Genomic DNA, 15,502 nt, shown 5'->3' on the forward strand with positions numbered 1-15,502 from the left:
TCCCATGGACTCAAAATTGACTGGTGCCCCCGCAGGCGGTGCTAACGCCGCCCCCCTCGCCGATACGGACGTTTCCGACATTTCGGGTAATGCTGTGAATCCGCCGCCCGAGAAAGCGTCGGCGCATGCTGCAGCCATTGCCGCCAAGGCCGATGCCGCGGCGGCCGGCAAAAGTCCCGAAGAACAGGAAGCTGCCGCACGCGCTGCGGCGGCGCGCGCCAATCCGCGCAAGATGATCCCGAGCCTGCGTGCGCTGGCCGACGAAGATCGCGCCACGGCCAAGAAGGCGCGCGCCTCGTGGCAAATGTTCACGATTATGGCAGAGTTCATCGAGGCGACCGAGTACCTCTCCGAGATCCGTCCCGCCGTGTCGATCTACGGCAGCGCGCGCCTACGCGAAGACTCGCCTTACTACCAGAAGACCATCGAGATCGCCCGCCTGTTTTCGGACGCCGGCTTCGCGGTGATCTCCGGCGGCGGCCCCGGCATCATGGAAGCCGCCAACAAGGGCGCGCACGCGGGCAAATCCGCCAGCGTCGGCCTGAACATCGAACTGCCGCATGAACAGCAGGGCAATCCGTACCAGGACATCGCCATGCGATTCCGTCACTTCTTCACGCGCAAGGTCACCTTCGTGAAGAACTCCGACGCGTTCATCGTGATGCCAGGCGGTTTTGGCACGCTCGACGAACTGGCCGAGGTGCTGACGCTGGTTCAGACCGGCAAATCGCGTTCGGTGCCGGTGGTCATGTATGGCAGCCGCTTCTGGAAGGGCCTGCTCGACTGGTTCCGCTTCACGCTGCTGCCGATGGGCCTGATCGCCGAACACGACCTCGACCTCATGAAGATCGTCGACGAGCCGCAGGAAGTGCTGGAAGCCGTCTACGAGTACTACGAAAAACGTGGTGGCGACCATCCCATTCCGCCCAAGGAAGAAATGTTCTATCTGTAGGGCAAAAGTGGAGCCCGGCTCTCCCGCGATGGCGGTCCGCCGGGTGGACGCAAGGCCACGAGAGCGGCCCGGAATCGGCAGGAATTGCTAGAATGGAAGCCTGTCCGCCTGCCAGATTCCGGCGCCGCCGGGTGCGCAGGCCAAATCCGCGTTGCGGGGCTGGCTGCCCTGCGCGCACAGGAGCCTCAGATGACTTCCCCTTCGCAACCGGGTGCCAGGCTGGCCGATCTGTATGCCGCCCTTGGCCGCCACGGCTATCTGCCCGCGCTCGGCGCCGCCGTGCTGGCGCTGGCGGTGACAACCCCGGCGCTGGCTCAGGGCTCGGAATCGAGCAATGCGCTGACGCAGCAGGAACTAAACCAGATCAACAACCAGCCGATCGCGCCGGCAGTGAAGAGCCAACTGAACCAGCCGCGCGAGCCGAGCTTCCAGTTGCGCGAGCGCGATGGCACGCAGGTGACCGAATATCGTGACAAGGGCCGCGCCACCGATATCCAGGTGCATTCCGGATTCGGCACCAAATACGAAATGAGCAAGCCCGAAGACAGCTCGCCCAAGATTCGTGACCACGACGTGAACCGCGTGCCGTCGGTGAACCTGAAGTTCTGACGTTCGCCCGCGATACCCTGATAGTCTTCTTACCCACGATCCGCGCGGCCAGCTTGCCGACGCGGATCGCGCCGGCCCTCCGGCAGAAATGCCGCGGCGGCGGAACGTGTTGTCCTTCCGGTCCCGCCGTCCCCTGATTCGCACCAATTAAACAGTATGGCCGTATTCACCACGGTCTCGCAGGACGAGATCGCCCGCTGGCTGCTTGACTACGACCTCGGCGAAGTACGCGCGCTGCGCGGCATTGCGTCGGGCATCGAGAACAGCAACTTTTTTCTGACGATGGAGCAGGACGGCGTCACGCGCGAATATGTGCTGACGATTTTCGAGCGGCTGCACTTCGACCAATTGCCCTACTACCTGCACCTGATGGACCATCTGGCGCGCCACGGCATCAGCGTGCCGGCGCCGATGCGCGCGCGCGACGGCGAGATCCTGCGCAGCCTGAAGGGCAAGCCCGCCACCATCGTCACGCGCCTGCCCGGCGCCTCGCAGCTGGCGCCGCAAGCCGAGCACTGCGCGGAAGTGGGCTCGATGCTCGCGCGCATGCATCTGGCCGGCCAGGATTATCCGCGTCAGCAGCCCAACCTGCGCAGCCTGGCGTGGTGGCGGCAGACGCAGCCCGAGATCACGCCGTTCCTGGACGCATCGCAACGCGAGTTGCTGTCCGACGAGATCGCCCACCAGAGCGCGTTCTTCGCCAGCGCCGACTACGCCGCGCTGCAAGGCGGCCCGTGCCACTGCGACCTGTTCCGCGACAACGTGCTCTTCGACGAGGTCGACGGCAGGCACAAGCTCGGCGGTTTCTTCGATTTCTATTTCGCGGGCAACGACAAGTGGCTGTTTGACCTTGCGGTGACCGTGAACGACTGGTGCATCGATTTGCCGACCGGCGTGCTCGACATCGATCGCGCGCGCGCCATGCTGCAGGCATATCATGCGGCCAGGCCCTTGACGGACGTCGAGGCCGCGCACTGGCAGGACATGCTGCGTGCCGGCGCGCTGCGTTTCTGGATCTCGCGCCTGTGGGATTTTTATCTCCCGCGCGAGGCCGATATGCTGCAGCCGCACGATCCGACCCACTTCGAACGCATTCTGCGCCGCCGCATCGACGACGCGGCCGCGCTCCCCTGGATCTGATTCGCCATGCAACTACTGGAAGTTTCCGCCAAGGAAGGCTACGTCTGGTTTCGCCAGGGCGTCTGGCTGTTTCGCAAGAACCCGCTCGCGTTCCTGATGCTGCTGTTCATCTATCTGATTGCCGCGCAGTTGGCGATCTTCGTGCCGCTGTTCGGCATCATTGCACTGCTGGTGGTCACGCCCGGGCTGTATGTCGGCGTGATGACCGCATGCCGCGAAGTCATCCAGAACAAGCGCGTGTTGCCCACCATCCTGCTGGCGGGGTTTCGCACCAACGGCAAACAGGCGACGCGCAACCTGCTGGTGCTGGGCGGCATCTATGCGACGCTGGTATTCACGCTCAGCCTGATCGCCACCACGGTGGTCGATATCGGCGCGGTCGCCCCGATGGTATTCAAGGGCGAGGAGCCATCCGCGGAAACCGTGCGCCAACTGTATCTCGCGCTGCTGATCGGCGCGCTGCTCTACACGCCCGTGGCGATGATGTTCTGGTTCGCGCCGCTGTTGTCGGCCTGGCACCAGGTGCCGCCGGTCAAGGCGCTGTTTTTCAGCTGGACCGCATGCTGGCGCAACCGCGGCGCGTTCTTCACCTACGCCGTGCTGTTTGCGGTGCTGATGGTGGCGGTGCCGCTGGTGCTGGAAACGGTATTTGCGGCGTTCGGCGGCGAAGCGGTGCTGTCGTTTCTGGTGACGCCGTATTCGCTGCTGATCCTGGCGATCCTGTACTGCTCGTTCTACGCGACCTATCGCGGCTGCTTCAATATCGTGCCGCCCGGCGAGGCCGCGGACGTCGCGCCGCAGCCGCCGCAGCCCTGAGGCGCCTGCCGTCTCGCTTGCACGAGCGAGGCGGCCTCACCCGCCCGGCGGCGCGCTTCAATCGATCGGATCGAGCTTGGCCACGCCGAGCGCCAGCCACTTGGCGCCGTGGCGCTTGAAATCGATGTTGGCGCGCGCATCGGCGCCCTCGCCCTCGAGCGCCTTGATCCGGCCTTCCCCAAACTTGTTGTGGAACACGTTCTGCCCCACGCGGAATCCCGTGGCGGCGGCGCGTTTTTCTTCCGCATAGTTCTTGCCGGTGTCCATGCCGCCGGTGGGCTTGCGCCCCGTGTACGGCACGTCTTCGGCACGCTTGAACCAATCGCGGCCCCAGCCCGATTCCCGCTCGGACGACTGGCGCCCGGCGCCATAAGTGCCATACGCCTGACCCTGCGGCGTGATCCACTTCAGCGACGCCTCGGGTAGCTCCTCGAAGAAGCGCGAGCGCACGTGATATCGCATCTGGCCATGCAGCACGCGGCTTTGCGCGAAGGACAGGTACAACCGCTCGCGCGCGCGCGTGATGGCCACGTACATCAGCCGGCGCTCTTCCTCAAGGCCGTCCGCCTCCATCGCGCTGTTTTCATGCGGAAACAGCCCTTCCTCGAGCCCGGTGATAAACACCACGTTGAACTCGAGCCCCTTGGCCGCGTGCACCGTCATCATCTGCACGGCGTCCTGCCCGGCCTGCGCCTGGTTGTCGCCCGCTTCCAGCGATGCGTGCGTGAGAAACGCTACCAGCGGCGTCATCACCACCGGCAACTGCTCGGGGTCCAGCACCTGCTGGTCCTGGTCGCCCTGCGCCAGCGCCGGCGGCGCATCACGATGCACGGGCAGCATGCGCGCCAGCGCATCCAGCCCATAGCCCTCTTCCACCACGAATGCCTGCGCCGCGGTCACCAGTTCCTGCAAGTTTTCAATGCGGTCCTGGCCTTCCTTTTCGGTCTGGTAATGCGCGATCAGTCCAGACGTGTTGGTGACATATTCAACGGTCTGCGCCAGCGTCATCCGGCTGGTCTCGGCGCGCATCTGCTCGATCAGGCGCAGGAACGCGCCGAGCGAACTGCCGGCCTTGCCCGGCACGTAGGCAACCGCCTCGGCCAGCGAGCAGTTGTACTGACGCGCGGCGTCCTGCAGCGTTTCGAGCGATTTCGCGCCGATGCCGCGCGTCGGGAAATTCACCACGCGCCCGAACGCGGCGTCGTTACGCGGATTTTCGATCAACTGCAGATAGGCCAGCGCGTGCTTGACTTCGGCGCGCTCGAAAAAGCGCAGGCCGCCGTAGACACGATAGGGAATGCCTGACGAAAACAGCGCGTGCTCGATCACCCGCGACTGCGCGTTGCTGCGGTACAGGATGGCGATTTCGGCGCGCGACATGCCCTGCGCGATCTGATCGCGGATTTCCTCAACGATCCACGACGCTTCCTGCCCGTCCGAGCCCGCCTGGAACACGCGCACCGGCTCGCCGTGTCCGGCATCGGTACGAAGATTCTTGCCCAGGCGCCGCGCGTTATGCGAGATCAAGTGGTTGGCGGAGTCGAGAATGTGGCCATGCGAGCGGTAGTTCTGCTCCAGCTTGATCATGTGGCGTACGCGGAATTCCTGCTCGAAATCGCGCATGTTGCCGACGTTGGCGCCGCGGAACGCATAGATGCTCTGATCGTCGTCGCCCACCGCGAACACCGCCGCAGCATGGCCAGACCCGTAGCCGGCCAGCAGCTTGAGCCACTGGTATTGCAGCACGTTGGTGTCCTGGAACTCGTCCACCAGCACATGACGAAAACGATGCTGGTAGTGCTGGCGGATCGCGTCGTTATAGCGCAGCAATTCGTAACAGCGCAGCAGCAGCTCGGCAAAATCGACCACGCCTTCGCGCTGGCACTGCTCGTCATAGGCCGCGTAGAGATCGACGAAACGCCGGTTGAAGTCGTCGTTGGCCTCGACGTCGGCCGGCCGCAGCCCCTGTTCCTTGGCGTTGTTGATGAAGTACTGCAGGCTCTTGGCCGGGTACTTCTCGTCGTCGACGTTCAGTTGCTTGAGCAGCCGCTTGAGCGCCGACAGCTGATCCTGCGTGTCCAGGATCGCGAATGTCTGCGGCAAGCCGGCGTCGCGAAAGTGCGCGCGCAGCATCCGGTTGCACAGGCCGTGGAAAGTGCCGATCCACATGCCGCGCGTGTTGATCGGCAGCATCGACGACAAGCGCGTCTGCATTTCCTTGGCGGCCTTGTTGGTAAAGGTCACAGCCAGGATGCCGGCCGGCGAGACCCGACCGTTCTGGATCAGCCAGGCGATCCGCGTGGTCAGCACGCGCGTCTTGCCACTGCCCGCGCCGGCCAGGATCAGGGCGGGCTCGTCCGGCAGGGTGACGGCGGCTAATTGTTCGGCGTTGAGATTGGCAAGCAGGCTGGACATCGGATCGGGGCCGGGAAGGTAGGCGGCAATTATACCGGCGGCCACGTCCCGGACCCCTCAGCAGGCGGGGCTTGGGCAGCGCCGCCATGGCCAGCCATGGCCCGAAAATGCACACCGATACCCCACCTCCCCTATAATTTGATGTTTTCCCGGCCCAATGCGGCGGCGCGCCGATCCGCCTGCCGGCCAGAGCCCTGACCCGCACCCCACGACATCCCAGCATGACCGCAGAAGACCAGTCCCTTGCCAAGAGCTTCGAACCCGCCGCCATCGAGGCCAAATGGGGCCCTGAGTGGGAGCGCCGCGGTATCGCCCAGCCCACCTTCGACGCCAACCGTCCCGATTTCGCCATCCAGTTGCCGCCGCCCAATGTGACCGGCACGCTGCACATGGGACACGCGTTCAACCAGACCATCATGGACGGCCTGGCCCGGCACGCGCGCATGCGCGGCGCCAACACGCTGTGGGTGCCCGGCACGGACCACGCCGGCATCGCCACGCAGATCGTGGTGGAGCGCCAGCTCGAAGCGCAGGGCATTTCGCGCCATGACCTGGGCCGCGAGAAGTTCACCGAGAAAGTCTGGGCCTGGAAGGAAGAATCGGGCTCGACCATCACGCGCCAGGTGCGCCGCATGGGCGCCTCGATCGACTGGACGCGCGAATACTTCACGATGTCGCCCGAAATGTCGAAGGCCGTCACGGAGGTGTTCGTCCGTCTGCACGAGCAGGGCCTGATCTACCGCGGCAAGCGCCTGGTGAACTGGGATCCGGTGCTGGGCACTGCCGTGTCCGACCTGGAAGTCGACAGCGTCGAGGAAGACGGCTCGCTGTGGCATATCTCCTACCCGCTGGCCGAGCCCGATACCGTGCGCGGCCTGACCCACCTGACCGTGGCCACCACCCGCCCCGAGACGATGCTGGGCGACACGGCCGTGATGGTGCATCCGGAAGACAAGCGCTATGCGCACCTGATCGGCAAGTTCGTCCACCTGCCGCTGACCGACCGCCAGATTCCGGTAATCGCCGACGAATACGTCGATCGCGAATTCGGCACCGGCGTGGTCAAGGTCACGCCCGGCCACGATTTCAACGACTACGCCGTGGGCCAGCGCCACAACCTGCCGCAGATGTCGATCCTGACGCTGGACGCCCGGATCGTGGCCGACGCACCCGCCGCATACGCCGGCATGGATCGCTTCGAGGCACGCAAGAAGATGGTCGCCGATCTGCAGGCTCTCGGCCTGCTGGGAGAGGTCAAGAAGCACAAGCTGATGGTGCCGCGCAGCGAACGCACCGGTAGCGTGATCGAGCCGATGCTCACCGACCAGTGGTTCGTTGCGATGAGCAAGCCGGCGCCGGAAGGCACGTTCAATCCGGGCCGCTCGATCGCCGAGGTGGCGCTCGACGCCGTGCAGAGCGGCGAGATCAAGCTCGTGCCCGAAAACTGGATCAGCACCTACAACCAGTGGCTGTCCAACATCCAGGACTGGTGTATCAGCCGCCAGCTGTGGTGGGGCCACCAGATCCCGGCCTGGTACGACGATGCCGGCAACGTGTTCGTCGCACGAACCGAGGAAGAAGCGCGCGCCAAGGCGCAGGCCGCCGGCAGCACGGGGCCGCTGCACCGCGACGAAGACGTGCTCGACACGTGGTTCTCGTCCGCGCTGGTGCCGTTCTCGTCTTTGGGCTGGCCGGAGCAGACGCCGGAACTGGAGCACTTCCTGCCGTCGTCGGTGCTGGTGACCGGCTATGACATCATCTTCTTCTGGGTGGCGCGCATGGTCATGATGACCAAGCACTTCACCGGCAAGGTGCCGTTCCACACCGTGTACGTGCACGGCCTGGTGCGCGACTCCGAAGGCAAGAAGATGAGCAAGTCGGAGGGCAACACGCTGGATCCTGTCGACCTGATCGACGGCATCGAGCTCGATTCGCTGCTCAAGAAGCGCACCACGGGCCTGCGCCGGCCGAAGGATGCGCCGAAGATCGAAAACAAGACGAAGAAGGAATTCCCGAACGGCATTCCCGCTTTTGGCGCCGATGCGCTGCGCTTCACGTTCGCATCGCTGGCCACGCTGGGTCGCAACATCAATTTCGATACCGGTCGCTGCGAAGGTTATCGCAACTTCTGCAACAAGCTCTGGAACGCCACGCGTTTCGTGCTGATGAACACCGAAGGCCACGACTGCGGCATGGGCCCGTGCACGAACGACTGCGGCCCGGACGGCTACCTGCACTTCTCGCAGGCTGACCGCTGGATCGTGTCGCTGTTGCAGCGCGTGGAAGCGGAAGTGGAAAAGGGCTTCGACGAGTACCGCTTCGACAACATCGCCAACGCGATCTACAAGTTCGTCTGGGACGAGTACTGCGACTGGTACCTGGAAATGGCCAAGGTACAGATCCAGACCGGCACCGAGGCGCAGCAGCGCGCCACGCGCCGCACCCTGCTGCGCGTGCTGGAAACGGTGCTGCGCCTGGCGCATCCGATCATCCCGTTCATTACCGAGGAACTGTGGCAGAAGGTGGCCCCGCTGGCCGGGCGCGCCAAGGGCGACGGCAGCGAGACCATCGCCACGCAAGCGTACCCGCTGCCCGCCGCGGCCAAGATCGACGAAGCCGCCGAAGCCTGGGTGGCCCAACTCAAGGCCGTGGTGGACGCCTGCCGCAACCTGCGCGGCGAGATGAACATTTCGCCGGCGCAGCGCATCCCGCTCTATGCGTGCGGCGACAGCGCCTTCCTGAAGGAAGCGGCGGCGCAAATCCAGGCGCTTGCGAAACTTTCCGAAGTCAGGGTATTCGAAGACGAGGCCGAGCTGCAGCGCGAAGGGGCCGGGGCGCCGGTGGCCATCGTCGGCGGCAACCATCTGCTCCTGAAGATCGAGATCGACGTGGCGGCCGAACGCGTGCGTCTCGCCAAGGAAATCGACCGCATTTCGGGGGAAATCGGCAAGTGCCGCGGCAAGCTGTCCAACGAGAGCTTTGTCGCCAAGGCGCCGCCCGCCGTGGTTGCGCAGGAAACACAACGTCTGTCGGATTTCGAACAGACCCTGCAGAAGCTGAAGGATCAACTACAGCGTCTGCCTGCGTAAGTGATGCTTGGGTGCCGCTCCGGCGCAGGCGTCGGACATCGCCCGACAGACGGCACCCCCCATCCTGCGGCACGGTACTACACCGGATTGAAAAGGAAGCTGAAATGGAAAACCGCGTCACCAAGGCCGTCTTTCCCGTCGCCGGGCTAGGCACACGTTTCTTGCCCGCCACCAAGGCGAGCCCGAAGGAAATGCTGCCGGTGGTAGACAAGCCGCTGATCCAGTACGCCGTGGAAGAAGCCATGGCCGCAGGCATCAACGAGATGATTTTCGTCACGGGCCGCTCCAAGCGCGCCATCGAGGATCACTTCGACAAGGCCTACGAACTGGAAATGGAGCTTGAGGCCAAGAACAAGCAAGCGCTGCTCGATGTGGTGCGTTCCATCAAGCCCAAGAACGTGGAGTGTTTCTACGTGCGCCAGCCGGAGGCGCTGGGGCTCGGCCACGCCGTGCTGTGCGCGGCGCGCCTGGTGGGCGATGCACCGTTCGCGGTCATGCTGGCCGACGACCTGCTCGACGGGGAGGAGAACGACCCCGTGATGAAGCAGATGGTGGACATCTACAACCACTACAACTGTTCTGTGCTGGGCGTGGAGGAAATCGCGCCCGAGCAAAGCCGGTCCTACGGTGTGGTGGACGGCCGCGAATGGGACGAGCGCGTGATCAAGATGTCCGGCATCGTTGAAAAGCCGGCGCCGGAAAATGCCCCGTCCAATCTGGGCGTGGTGGGCCGCTACATTCTCACGCCGCGCATTTTCGACCATATCCGCGAACTGAAACCGGGCGCTGGCGGCGAATTCCAGCTGACCGACGCGATCCAGTCGATGCTCGACCAGGAACAGGTGCTGGCCTATCGCTACAAGGGCGTGCGCTATGACTGCGGCAGCAAGCTCGGCTATCTGAAGGCCACCGTGGAATTCGCACTGAAGCACCCGGAGGTGCGCGACGAATTCAGCGCCTATCTGGCACAGCGCGGCTGATCGGCCTCTCCGGTGCGGCTGGCCCAGCGCCAGTGCGAATCGGGATGGCCCCAATGAAAAACCGCCTCACTGAGGCGGTTTTCCGTTTTCTGAGGACCTCGCGACCGTCGCAAGGGCCAGTTTCCGCTTCAGCGGCGCTTCATGTAGAACACGAACACCTTGTCGACTTCGGCGTGCGACAGCAGCTCGTTGCCGGTCTGCTTGGCGAAGGCCTGGAAATCGCGCGTCGCACCCGGATCGGTTGCCAGCACCTTGAGCACTTCGCCGCTGGCCATGTCCGCCAACGCCTTCTTAGTCCGCAGGATCGGCAGCGGGCAGTTCAGGCCGCGCGCGTCCACTTCTTTCTTGAATTCCATTCCTCTCACCTTCTATTTCTGTGCGATGCCGTATTGTAGCGAAGCACTGACCAGCCCGAAGTCCGTCGGACGCCGGGGATCGGGGATGTTCTCGCCAGTCGCGCGATCGAAGAACTGAACCGGCAAGCCACGCCGCTCAAGAAAATCCGCCACGGCAAATCCGGTGCCGGCATTCCAGATGCGCATCTTTTCCGGCGCAACGAGCTTGTATTCGACCAATTCCTCAGACAGCCGGATTTCACCCTCGGCGCGCACGTGATACGCAATGATCAGTTCGTTCTTGCGCATGAATTCATAAACACCGATCAGCGACGCCGACACCGTGTCCAGATTCGTCTCTTCCTTGAGCTCACGGGCCACGCCAAGCTCCGGCGTTTCGTCACGCTCCATGAATCCGGTGACCAGCGCAAACATTTTCTCGGGCCACGCGGCGTTGCGCGCCAGCAGCAGTTTCCCCTCGTACTCGACCACAGCGGCCAGCACTGGCAATGGATTATCCCAATGCACAAAGCCGCAGCCATCCTGCACGCATGCGTGGCGATAACGTCCGGACAGCGGCAGGTGTTCAAGCTGCGCGCCGCATCGCGGACAAAATCGATAGGGTTCCATCGTGGGGCTCCTGGGACTGTCTGTTGAGTTTCTTGTTGTAATAAAAATTCGCAGCGACGCTGCTAGCCGACGCAGGCCGCGCGGATATCGGCCGCGAAAGCTTCCACGGTTTCGGGCTGCAAATCCCACGCGCACATCAGACGGCATCCGCCGGCGCCGATAAACGTGTAAAACATCCAGCCCTTGGCGCGCAGTGCCTCGATCGCCGGCAAGGGCAATTCGGCAAACACGGCGTTGGCTTCGGTCGGAAACATGATGCGCACGCCGGGAATATCGGCAATGCGCCGATGCAACAGCGCAGCCATCGCATTGGCGTGGCGGCCATTGCTAAGCCAGACGTCGTTTTCGAGCATGCCCAGCCACGGCGCAGAAATAAACCGCATTTTCGACGCCAGGTGTCCCGCCTGCTTGACGCGATAGGCAAAATCCTCGGCCAGCCGCCGATCGAAAAACACTACCGCCTCGCCCACGGGCAGGCCGTTCTTGGTTCCGCCGAAGCACAGCACATCGACCCCGGCGCGCCAGGTAATTTCGGACGGATGCACACCAAGCGACGCCACCGCATTGGCAAATCGTGCGCCGTCCATATGCACCCGCAACTGCCTGCGTTTGGCAATGGCGGCAATGGCACGCACCTCTTCGACGGTATATACGGTGCCAACTTCGGTCGCCTGCGTCAGCGACACCACGCGCGGCTTCGGATAATGGATATCGGACCGGCGCGTTACCAGCGCCTCCACGGCGTCGGGCGTCAGCTTGCCGTTTTCCCCTGGCGCGGTGAGCAGCTTGGATCCATTGGAGAAAAACTGCGGCGCGCCGCACTCATCGGTTTCGATATGCGCCAGTTCGTGGCAGATCACCGAATGGTACGACTGACACAACGACGACAGCGCCAGCGAATTGGCCGCCGTGCCGTTAAATACGAAAAACACTTCGCAGTCGGTTTGAAACAGATCGCGGATACGATCGCAAACCTTCTGCGTCCAGCTGTCGTCGCCATAGGCTTTCTCGTGGCCGGTGGCATTGGCCTCGAGAAAATACTTCAGCGATTCCGGACAAAAACCGGCGTAATTATCGGAAGCAAACTGCTGCATGGCGGACACTGCGGAAGTCATTGCGCAAACCTCGGGATTACTTCTTGTCGATCCAGAGCTCGCCGCCGGTGGCCCAGTTTTCGCGCTTGATATCGGTGATGATGATATCGACGGCGCCCGCCGAGCAACCGAGCGTTTCGCACGTCACGCGCGTCACTTCCTCGACAAACTTGCGCTTCTGCTCCACGGTACGGCCTTCGAACATTTCAACGTGGAAAGTGGGCATGCAGATCTCCTTCAGGATTAGTTCGGGCTGATTCAGTGTTTGTAAGCGGGATCGATTCTATCGAGTTTGCGCAGCAATGCGGGCCACTCCATAACGCCTTCCACCGCGCCGTCGTCGAACAGCTGCAGCGACGTCCGCGCCGCCACGCTCGGCGGCGGCTGCACGGTGGCGCTGCCGAGCTGGGCGCCGAGCTGGATCTCGCACGCCTTGATCAGGGTTGCCATCAGCACATAGGCTTCGGCCACGGTGCGTCCGACCGTCAGCGTGCCGTGGTTGCGCAGCAGCATGGCGGGATGGGCGCCCAGCGACGCGATCAGCCGCGCGCCTTCGGCGGGTGTAAAGGCTAGGCCTTCGTAGTCGTGATAGGCGATGCGGCCATGGAAGCGCATGGCATGCTGCGACAGCGGCAGCAGCCCTTCGGCCTGGGCGGAAACGGCAATACCGGCGGTGTTATGCAGATGCATCACGCAATGCGCATCGGCGCGCGCGGCGTGCACGGCGGCGTGCAACGCGAAGCCGGTCACATTCACCGGATGCACGGTGTCGCCGACCACTTCCCCGCGGCTGTTGATCTTGACCAGATCCGAGGCGCGGATTTCGTCGAAGGCGAATCCGAACGGATTGATCAAGAAGTGATCGGGTTCGCCGGGTACGGTGGCCGAGATGTGGGTGTAGATCAGGTCGTCCCAGCGTTCCAGGGCCGCCAGCCGATAGGCGGCGGCCAGATCCACGCGCACGCGGGCTTCTTCCGGACTGATGGGCACTGCCGGGCCTGCGGCGCGCCCGGGCTGCAAGGCAAAAGACATGGGGGCTTGGCTTTCGCGCCGCCCTGCAACGCCGGCGCGGATGCGGCCTGGTCGAGTGAGCGGCGAAGCCGATACTGTAGCGCAGTCGTCAGCGGCCCGTGCGCGCGTCCGCTGGCATTGCGCGCCACATCCAGCCGTGGATTGCCGCGCCCAGCAGCAACGCCGCCGCGGCCACCGCCAGCGAGGCCGCGAATCCGCCCGTGCGCGCCACCAGCGACGTGGCCAGCGGCGGCCCGGCAATCTGGCCGATCGCATAGGCGGCCGTCATCAGGCCGATCAGCCTGGCCGCACCCGCGCCCCAAAGCCGGCGCGCTTCGCGCATTGCGAACGACACCAGCGCGGTAAACGGCAGGCCCACCAGCAGGCTGCTGAGCGCGAATCCGGCCACGGTGGGCCATACGGCGACCACGCCGACACCGACCGCCTGCATCGTGTACAGCAGCATCATCATGCGGCGATTGTCGTGATGCATGCCGATGCGCGTCACCAGCCACGCGCCGACCGCCACGCCCCCACCGAGGATCGGCCAGAACAGATCGACCCAGATGCTGCCCGGCATCGCCTGTCGCGCGATCACGGGCAGGAACGTCGCAGTGATGATGTAGCCGAAGCCGGCCAGCCCGTAGGCCAGCGTCAGCGCCCAGGTCTGGCTGTCTAAGCGCGGCGTCGCCGGTGGCGCGGCGCCTGGCCGTCCGTCGGCATGCTGCGCCGGTGCCGACGACGATCCGAACACGCGCCATACCGCCGCCAGCATCGCACCGCCCAGTATCGCGAACGCGATCCAGCCCGAGGTGGCATGCCAGTGGGCCGCCACCATGCCCGACGCGGAAAGGCCGGTGACCACGATACCGAGCCCGGGACCGCAGAACATCAGCCCGCCCAGCGTCGGCTGTCCCAGTTCCGCCAGACGCTGCATGCACCACGCCGTGGCGTAGACCATCACCAGCGCGCTGGCGATGCCTGCCAGCGTGCGCCACACCATCCACGCCGGCATGCCGCCCGGCAGTGCCATGGCCAGCGTCAGCACGACGGTCAGCGCCAATGCGCCGCGCACCATGCGCACCGGGTCCGGCCGGATGACGAGGCACAACAGCGCGCCCAGCAGATAGCCGATGTAGTTCATGGTGGCCAGCGCCCCGCCACCGGCCAGCGTCACGGCGCCATCGTGCAGCATCATCGGCAACAACGGCGTAAAGGCGAAGCGGCCGATTCCCATCGCAAGGGCCAGCGACACCAGCCCGGCCATCGCCACGGCCCACGGGCCGAATGTGGGCCTCTGCGTGACTCCGGCCGGGATTTCTGTGTTTGCAAGTGACATGACGGGGATCGGGGGTAAAGGCGGCTGGCACTGCCGCGCATTGTTGACTATCCTATGCGCGATCGAGTCATCACGAAAAATGAATAATAAAGATGACTTCCATCTCGATAGAGAAACCATCCTGCTATGGACCTTGCTGCACTTGAGATTTTTCGCACGGTAGTGGAAGCGGGCGGCGTCACGCGGGCCGCGGAGCGGCTGCATCGCGTGCAGTCCAATGTGACCACGCGGATCCGCCAGCTCGAGCAGTCGCTCGGGGTGGACCTGTTTGTGCGCGACGGCCGTCGCATGGTGCTCACGCCGGCCGGACAGACGCTGTTCGACTATGCGTGCCGCATCCTTCAGTTGGCCGACGAGGCGCGGCAGGCCGTGCAGCCGGCCCATCCGCAGGGGCGGCTGCGGATCGCGTCGATGGAAAGCACCGCGGCCAGCCGTTTGCCGCATGTGCTGGCGGCCTACCACCGCGCCTGGCCGTGCGTCGAACTGGAACTGGTGACGCTGCCGACGCGCCGGTCGCTCGACGCGTTGCGTCGCTTCGAGGTCGACTGCGCCTTCGTTGCGGACCCAATAGGCGAGCCCGACCTGGCCAGCTGCGCGGCCTTCGAGGAAGAACTTGTGATCGTCGCCAGCGCCGGCCACGCGCCGATCCGCACGCCGGCCGATGTCGACCGCGCCCCTCTGCTGACATTCGAGGCCGGCTGCAACTATCGCACGCGTTTCGACCACTGGTACGCCCAGTCCGGCCAGGCGCCCAGCCGCGTGATTCAACTCGGGTCGTATCACGCCATCGTGACGTGCGCCGCGGCCGGTATCGGCGTGGCCATCGTGCCGCGCTCGGTGCTAGCGCTTTATCGCAACCTGCCGGAAGTCAGCCTCCACCCGCTCGGCGACGCCGGCCGCGTCACCACGGTGCTGGCCTGGTATCCGTCGATGGCCAGTGCGGCGCTGATCGCCCTGGCCGATCTGTTGCAGGATTTCCCCACCACCAGCGACATCGGCAACCCCGGTACGTTCGACCACACCCGCGCGGCGGCCTGACACAGCGGGCGCGCTGCAGGATGTGGTGGGTCGCCTACACTGAAAGTGGCGCGG

At 64.5% G+C, this 15,502-nt stretch carries 14 protein-coding genes; 7 read left to right on the forward strand and 7 right to left on the reverse strand.

What is annotated here, in order from left to right; translation table 11 throughout:
* Window positions 1-4 precede the first annotated feature (4 nt).
* The 4 genes from AC1RKI_RS04450 (at window position 5) to AC1RKI_RS04465 (ending at window position 3,517) form a co-directional block, all read left to right on the forward strand.
* A complete protein-coding gene (locus AC1RKI_RS04450) occupies window positions 5-952 on the forward strand; it encodes an LOG family protein (protein WP_200899022.1) in 948 nt (315 codons plus the stop codon).
* A 189-nt stretch (window positions 953-1,141) separates the two neighbouring features.
* Entirely contained in the window at window positions 1,142-1,561 is a 420-nt protein-coding gene (locus AC1RKI_RS04455; RefSeq protein ID WP_061956860.1) for a hypothetical protein, read from the forward strand.
* A gap of 156 nt (window positions 1,562-1,717) precedes the next feature.
* Window positions 1,718-2,701, forward strand: coding sequence for a homoserine kinase (locus AC1RKI_RS04460; RefSeq protein WP_061956859.1), 984 nt, complete (start codon window positions 1,718-1,720; stop codon window positions 2,699-2,701).
* A gap of 6 nt (window positions 2,702-2,707) precedes the next feature.
* Window positions 2,708-3,517: a BPSS1780 family membrane protein gene (locus AC1RKI_RS04465; RefSeq protein ID WP_061956858.1), complete on the forward strand. Its 810-nt coding sequence runs from the start codon at window positions 2,708-2,710 to the stop codon at window positions 3,515-3,517.
* A 57-nt stretch (window positions 3,518-3,574) separates the two neighbouring features.
* Here the strand turns inward: AC1RKI_RS04465 and AC1RKI_RS04470 are convergent, their stop codons facing one another.
* Window positions 3,575-5,932, reverse strand: a complete 2,358-nt coding sequence (locus tag AC1RKI_RS04470; protein ID WP_492794827.1) for a UvrD-helicase domain-containing protein — start codon at window positions 5,930-5,932, stop codon at window positions 3,575-3,577.
* A 221-nt stretch (window positions 5,933-6,153) separates the two neighbouring features.
* Between AC1RKI_RS04470 and AC1RKI_RS04475 the strand changes: the two genes are divergently transcribed.
* Complete coding sequence (locus tag AC1RKI_RS04475) at window positions 6,154-9,021, forward strand: valine--tRNA ligase (protein WP_492794739.1); 2,868 nt, start codon at window positions 6,154-6,156, stop codon at window positions 9,019-9,021.
* 104 nt (window positions 9,022-9,125) lie between these two features.
* Window positions 9,126-10,001: a UTP--glucose-1-phosphate uridylyltransferase GalU gene (galU, locus tag AC1RKI_RS04480; protein WP_061956855.1), complete on the forward strand. Its 876-nt coding sequence runs from the start codon at window positions 9,126-9,128 to the stop codon at window positions 9,999-10,001.
* A 128-nt stretch (window positions 10,002-10,129) separates the two neighbouring features.
* Here galU and AC1RKI_RS04485 read toward each other — a convergent pair whose 3' ends face one another.
* The 6 genes from AC1RKI_RS04485 to AC1RKI_RS04510 all read right to left on the reverse strand — a co-directional run bounded on the left by AC1RKI_RS04485 (window position 10,130) and on the right by AC1RKI_RS04510 (window position 14,410).
* Window positions 10,130-10,357 (reverse strand): sulfurtransferase TusA family protein, encoded by a 228-nt coding sequence (locus tag AC1RKI_RS04485; RefSeq protein ID WP_061956854.1) that lies wholly within the window; start codon window positions 10,355-10,357, stop codon window positions 10,130-10,132.
* Window positions 10,358-10,369: 12 nt separating this feature from the next.
* Window positions 10,370-10,966, reverse strand: coding sequence for an NUDIX domain-containing protein (locus tag AC1RKI_RS04490; RefSeq protein WP_061956853.1), 597 nt, complete (start codon window positions 10,964-10,966; stop codon window positions 10,370-10,372).
* Between the two features lie 62 nt (window positions 10,967-11,028).
* Complete coding sequence (locus AC1RKI_RS04495; protein WP_061956852.1) at window positions 11,029-12,060, reverse strand: threonine aldolase family protein; 1,032 nt, start codon at window positions 12,058-12,060, stop codon at window positions 11,029-11,031.
* A gap of 37 nt (window positions 12,061-12,097) precedes the next feature.
* Window positions 12,098-12,286, reverse strand: a complete 189-nt coding sequence (locus AC1RKI_RS04500; protein WP_061956851.1) for a 4-oxalocrotonate tautomerase — start codon at window positions 12,284-12,286, stop codon at window positions 12,098-12,100.
* Window positions 12,287-12,318: 32 nt separating this feature from the next.
* Complete coding sequence (locus tag AC1RKI_RS04505; RefSeq protein WP_150982011.1) at window positions 12,319-13,092, reverse strand: class II aldolase/adducin family protein; 774 nt, start codon at window positions 13,090-13,092, stop codon at window positions 12,319-12,321.
* 88 nt (window positions 13,093-13,180) lie between these two features.
* Entirely contained in the window at window positions 13,181-14,410 is a 1,230-nt protein-coding gene (locus AC1RKI_RS04510; protein WP_492794735.1) for a YbfB/YjiJ family MFS transporter, read from the reverse strand.
* 126 nt (window positions 14,411-14,536) lie between these two features.
* Here AC1RKI_RS04510 and AC1RKI_RS04515 point away from each other — a divergent pair, with 126 nt between their 5' ends.
* Complete coding sequence (locus tag AC1RKI_RS04515; protein ID WP_490714726.1) at window positions 14,537-15,448, forward strand: LysR family transcriptional regulator; 912 nt, start codon at window positions 14,537-14,539, stop codon at window positions 15,446-15,448.
* The last annotated feature ends 54 nt before the right edge of the window (window positions 15,449-15,502 follow it).

The organism is Cupriavidus sp. GW822-FHT06G04, assembly GCF_058799075.1.

Excerpts from the sequence above, each read along its gene's own strand:
- AC1RKI_RS04450 (WP_200899022.1), top strand. The coding sequence starts at position 5 with ATGGACTCAAAATTGACTGGTGCCCCCGCAGGCGGTGCTAACGCCGCC.
- AC1RKI_RS04455 (WP_061956860.1), top strand. The coding sequence starts at position 1,142 with ATGACTTCCCCTTCGCAACCGGGTGCCAGGCTGGCCGATCTGTATGCC.
- AC1RKI_RS04460 (WP_061956859.1), top strand. The coding sequence starts at position 1,718 with ATGGCCGTATTCACCACGGTCTCGCAGGACGAGATCGCCCGCTGGCTG.
- AC1RKI_RS04465 (WP_061956858.1), top strand. The coding sequence starts at position 2,708 with ATGCAACTACTGGAAGTTTCCGCCAAGGAAGGCTACGTCTGGTTTCGC.
- AC1RKI_RS04470 (WP_492794827.1), bottom strand. The coding sequence starts at position 5,932 with ATGTCCAGCCTGCTTGCCAATCTCAACGCCGAACAATTAGCCGCCGTC.
- AC1RKI_RS04475 (WP_492794739.1), top strand. The coding sequence starts at position 6,154 with ATGACCGCAGAAGACCAGTCCCTTGCCAAGAGCTTCGAACCCGCCGCC.
- galU (WP_061956855.1), top strand. The coding sequence starts at position 9,126 with ATGGAAAACCGCGTCACCAAGGCCGTCTTTCCCGTCGCCGGGCTAGGC.
- AC1RKI_RS04485 (WP_061956854.1), bottom strand. The coding sequence starts at position 10,357 with ATGGAATTCAAGAAAGAAGTGGACGCGCGCGGCCTGAACTGCCCGCTG.
- AC1RKI_RS04490 (WP_061956853.1), bottom strand. The coding sequence starts at position 10,966 with ATGGAACCCTATCGATTTTGTCCGCGATGCGGCGCGCAGCTTGAACAC.
- AC1RKI_RS04495 (WP_061956852.1), bottom strand. The coding sequence starts at position 12,060 with ATGCAGCAGTTTGCTTCCGATAATTACGCCGGTTTTTGTCCGGAATCG.
- AC1RKI_RS04500 (WP_061956851.1), bottom strand. The coding sequence starts at position 12,286 with ATGCCCACTTTCCACGTTGAAATGTTCGAAGGCCGTACCGTGGAGCAG.
- AC1RKI_RS04505 (WP_150982011.1), bottom strand. The coding sequence starts at position 13,092 with ATGTCTTTTGCCTTGCAGCCCGGGCGCGCCGCAGGCCCGGCAGTGCCC.
- AC1RKI_RS04510 (WP_492794735.1), bottom strand. The coding sequence starts at position 14,410 with ATGTCACTTGCAAACACAGAAATCCCGGCCGGAGTCACGCAGAGGCCC.
- AC1RKI_RS04515 (WP_490714726.1), top strand. The coding sequence starts at position 14,537 with ATGGACCTTGCTGCACTTGAGATTTTTCGCACGGTAGTGGAAGCGGGC.